At 51.2% G+C, this 4938-nt stretch carries 3 protein-coding genes and 1 pseudogene; all 4 read left to right on the forward strand.

What is annotated here, in order from left to right; all coding sequences use genetic code 11:
* Nucleotides 1-505, forward strand: a pseudogene (locus ACESLU_RS11650) (sodium:solute symporter); the annotation flags it as partial.
* Nucleotides 492-1451 carry a dihydrodipicolinate synthase family protein gene (locus tag ACESLU_RS11655; RefSeq protein WP_372638822.1) on the forward strand — a complete coding sequence of 320 codons (960 nt, stop codon included), beginning with the start codon at nucleotides 492-494 and terminating at the stop codon, nucleotides 1449-1451. The pseudogene ACESLU_RS11650 and the gene ACESLU_RS11655, both read left to right, overlap by 14 nt.
* 119 nt (nucleotides 1452-1570) lie before the next feature.
* Nucleotides 1571-3403, forward strand: coding sequence for an L-fucose isomerase (locus tag ACESLU_RS11660; protein WP_372638823.1), 1833 nt, complete (start codon nucleotides 1571-1573; stop codon nucleotides 3401-3403).
* Between the two features lie 262 nt (nucleotides 3404-3665).
* Nucleotides 3666-4938: DegT/DnrJ/EryC1/StrS family aminotransferase (locus ACESLU_RS11665; protein WP_372638824.1), on the forward strand; the 1273-nt coding region annotated here is incomplete at its 3' end.

The raw sequence follows: 4938 nt of genomic DNA on the forward strand, positions 1-4938 counted from the left end.
TTCCATATTCGCTGCCGGCATGAGTACGATCTCTACCAGCTTAAATAGTTCGGCAACAGTGTTCCTGACCGACTACTACGAGCGTCACTTCAAGAGAGCGGCTACCGAAAAAGACTCCATGCGGGTATTGTACCTATCCTCTTTTCTGATTGGTGTCATCGGAATCTGTATAGGTTTATCGCTTATCAATGTGACGAGTGCACTGGATGCCTGGTGGAAACTCTCATCTATCTTCAGCGGAGGCATGCTTGGCCTTTTCCTGCTTGGCATTTTTACCCATACCAAGAATACGGTCGGGGCTATAGCGGGTGTCCTGGTGGGAATATCAGTGATCGCCTGGCTAAGCCTGTCCAAACTTTTCCAGCTGGAGGAAACGCTGGGATATCAGATCCATTCCTATTTAACTATTGTGTTGGGGACCACCGCTATTTTCCTGGTTGGATTTCTTATTTCATATTTCAAAAAAAGCTCTGAATCAAATAACACCGAACATGTCACTAAATAATATTAGATCCTTACCCCGGGGACTCTGGCCCGTAATGCTAACCCCCTTCAATGAGGATCAAACCATTGATTATAAAGCCCTGGAAATTCTTACCGATTTTTATCTTGAATCCGGTTCCTCGGGTCTTTTTGTGAACTGCCTGTCCAGTGAAATGTATTATTTAACGCCTGAAGAGCGGTTGCAGTTAACCGATCGGGTCGTCAATCATGTGGATGGGCGGGTTCCCGTCATTTCTACCGGCACTTTTGGAGGAGATATCAGTGAGCAGATTGAATTTATTAAAAAAATATCTGATAAAGGGGTGGCCGCTGTGGTTCTTGTCACCAGCCTTCTTGCAAAAAAAGAAGAAGAGGACGAGAGGCTGCTGACCAGGTTCGAGCAAATTACCGGGGCAACCGGCGAAATCCGTTTGGGTGTTTACGAGTGTCCCACGCCCTACAAGCGACTCATAAGTCCCTCTGTTATGAAGTGGTTGGTCGACTCCGGCCGGTTTTATTATCACAAGGACACCTCCTGTAATATTAACGATATAAAAGAAAAAATTGATCTGACCCGTAATTCAAACTTGAATTTTTATAACGCAAATACGCCGACTGCTCTTGAGTCTTTACGACTGGGGGGAGACGGATTATCGCCCATATCCGCAAACTTTTATCCGGAATTGTATTCATACTTGTGCAACCATTTCAGGAATGAAAGTATGAATTCCACCATCGACTACTTGCAGAGAATGTTGACCCTCCTGGATGGAATTACCCGGAATAAATATCCCCTGATGGCGAAAGCCTTTTTACACAAAAGGGGGATACCGATCAAGTTGGAAATGCGGATCAATCAGGAAGATTTAACTTATGAAGAAGAACGAATACTGGACAGTCTTTTTATAACGGTGGAAGAGATACGTAAAGAGCTGGGGATTGACAAGCCGTTATATGTAGCCAAATGAACATGATGCAGGTATGGAAGGAGTCGGCGGAGAAGTTCAAAGGCCGCCGTGTTTTTTCTTTACCGAATTAATCGTTACCTAGCTCCTAAAACAAGAAAGAAAACCGATTAGCTATCATTATGAATAACAAGCAGATATTTAAGCCTGCAACGCCCCGGGATCAATCGCGCGTGATCGGCCGCATCCCGAAGGTGGGAATACGACCTGTAATTGACGGTCGCAGGCAGGGCGTGCGCGAATCGCTGGAAACTCAAACCATGGGTATGGCTCGCCGGGCGGCGGCCTTTATCACCGATAACCTGCGTCATCCCCACGGGCCGCCGGTGGAGTGTGTGATCGCCGACACCTGTATCGGCGGAGTAGCTGAAGCGGCCCACGCGGCCGAAAAATTTGAACGCGAAGGGGTCGGGCTGTCGCTGACCGTAACCCCGTGCTGGTGCTACGGGGCGGAGACGATGGATATGCACACCTGGCATCCCAAAGCGATCTGGGGCTTCAACGGGAGTGAACGTCCGGGTGCGGTATACCTGGCGGCCGCCAAGGCCGCCCACGAGCAGAAAGGGCTACCGGTATTTGGGATCTACGGCAGCGAGGTACAGGATGCCGGGGAGGAGACCATTCCCGGGGACGTGCAGGAAAAGCTGTTGCGTTTTGTAAGGGCGGGGCTGAGCGTGGCCCGGATACGCGGCAAATCCTATCTGTCCATCGGTTCGGTTTCGATGGGTATTGCCGGGTCGATGATTCAGCAGGATTTTTTTGAAGAGTATCTGGGTATGCGTTGCGAGGCGGTCGATATGTCGGAACTGACACGGCGCCTGGAGGAGCAGATCTATGACCGGGAGGAATTTGAACGCGCGGTGCAGTGGGTGGAGCAATACTGCCGGGAAGGTGAGGATATCAATCCGAAGGAAATGCAGCTCAGCCGCCAGGAAAAGGACCGGAACTGGGAGACGGTGGTAAAGATGACGCTAATCATCCGGGATCTCATGGTGGGCAATCCCAAACTGGAGCAGACAGGACATGGAGAGGAGGCATTGGGACATAATGCCATCGCTTCTGGCTTTCAGGGACAGAGGCAGTGGACCGATCACTTTCCCAACGGGGACTTTTCGGAGGCCATTTTGAACTCTTCCTTCGACTGGAACGGGATCCGGGAGCCTTATGTGGTGGCTACGGAAAATGATACCCTGAATGCGGTTTGCATGTTGCTTGGTCACCAGCTGACCAATACGGCGCAGGTTTTCGGAGACATCCGCACATACTGGAGTCCAGAGTCGGTCGAGCGTGTGACGGGACATACCCTGGCCGGCAGAGCAGCCAATGGAATTATCCATTTTCTCAACTCCGGATCGGCTTCTTTGGACGGTACCGGCCGGCAAACCCATGAGGGCAATCCGGTCATGAAGCCGTATTGGGATATTCAGCCGGACGAAGCCGAAGCCTGCCTCGAAGCCACGCGCTGGTGTCCCGCCAACCTGGAATATTTCAGAGGGGGCGGGTTTTCCTCCCAGTTTTTGACCAGGGGAGGCATGCCGGTGACGATGACCCGCATTAATATCATCAGGGGACAGGGGCCCGTGTTACAAATTGCCGAGGGATATACGGCAGAGCTGCCGGAAGAGGTGCACCAGACCCTGAACCGGCGGACCGATCCCACCTGGCCGACGACCTGGTTTGTCCCGCGGCTTACAGGCACGGATGAATTCAGTGACGTGTACTCGGTGATGAATAACTGGGGATCCAATCACGGGGTTCTCAGCTACGGGCACGTGGGTGATGCGTTTATCACACTTTCGTCGCTGCTGCGGATCCCCGTTTCCATGCACAATGTGCCGCGGAACCGCATCTTTCGTCCCACTTCCTGGGCGGCCTTTGGAACCAAAGAGCTGGAGAGTGCCGACTACCGGGCATGTCGGGCTTACGGTCCCCGCTACGGCACGACCACTGCATAGGAAAGAACGTACCGTAACCAGCTAAAACCAGCAGCGTTTGCCAATTTATAGGGCAACCCTGATTGCTTTATATAGTGGTCCATTTACCGTATCCCATCATGGGCTTCGTAAATTTTCGGAAAATTTGAGTAGTCTGGAGATGTATCCGACTCTCCTTATATCAGGAGAATACGTATCATAGGACTCATTTTTTTGGAAAGAAATAATACCGATAGGGTAAACCGAAAACTATTAACCCAAATATTTTAAAAATATCATGGCTATGGATTCCCAAAAGTTTTCCCGCAAACAGTTTCTCGCAACAGCAGCAACCGGTTCACTTGCCTTCGTAGCCTCTCCATCCTTTCCCGCATTGGGAAAAACGTCCGGCCAGGGGGGCGAATTAGCCATTCTTGGCGGAGAGCCCGTCCGAAAAGGGATGAGCTGGCCGGATTGGCCCTTTGTAGATGCCGACGTGGTAAAAAATGTGGTAGATACAACCTCAAGTGGCATTTGGTCGAGAATTCAGTCGTCAACCGGAAAGGTCGCAACCTTTGAAAAAGAGTACCCAAAACTGATGGGCATGGAATACGCGGTCGCCACTGGTTCGGGAACCCAGGCGCTCAGCACGTGTGTGGAAGCATTGGGCATCGGTCCGGGTGATGAAGTCATTACCTCGCCCTATACGGATATGGGAACGATTGCGTCTATTCTGATGAGCCGCGCCCTTCCGGTAATGGCGGACCTGGACCGGGAGTCGTTTCAGATGGACCCCGATGACATTGAACGGAAGATCAACGAGCGAACCAGGGCGATCATGCCGGTGCACATTATGGGTTACCCGTGTGATATGGATCGCATTATGGACATTGCCTCGGAAAATGATCTGAAAGTGATAGAAGATGCCTGTCAGGCTCATCTTGCTGAATACAAGGGTCAAAAACTGGGGACCATCGGCGATTTGGGATGTTTCAGTTTTCAGGCCAGCAAGCAGGTTGCATGCGGGGAGGGGGGTATGATCGTAGGTCATGATAAAGAGCTGATAGACAAATGTTACGCTGTTCACAATCGTGGCGCAGACAAGCAGGGATCCAATTCGGTTATCGGGACAAAGTACCGGATGAATGAATTCGAAGGAGCCGTCCTGATGGGACAGTTGCCCGGTATTGTGGACCGGTTTGAAAAGCGGGAGGAGAACGCCCGTTATCTCACTTCAAAAATCAAGGATATTCCCGGCATCATCCCGCAAAAGCTGTATGAAGGCACCGGAAGCGGGGCTCACTATAAATATGCCATGAGATATGACAAACAGGCGTTTAACAATGTTGAACGGAGCAAGTTTTTGAAAGCGGTTCGGGCCGAAGGCGTTGGACTCAGCGGGTATATCCGGACCGGGCTCCACAGCGAACCGTGGACCGACCATATCCTGGATCTGGACGTATATAAGGAAATGTATCCATCCTCCCGGCTGCGAAGTTACCGGGACGAGCTGAAGTGTCCCAACTGTGAACGGGTGGTAGAGGATATGCTTGTCATGAACGGGCCGGGACCGCTTC

Source organism: Fodinibius sp. (assembly GCF_041642155.1).
In the GTDB taxonomy this organism is placed as follows: domain Bacteria; phylum Bacteroidota; class Rhodothermia; order Balneolales; family Balneolaceae; genus Fodinibius.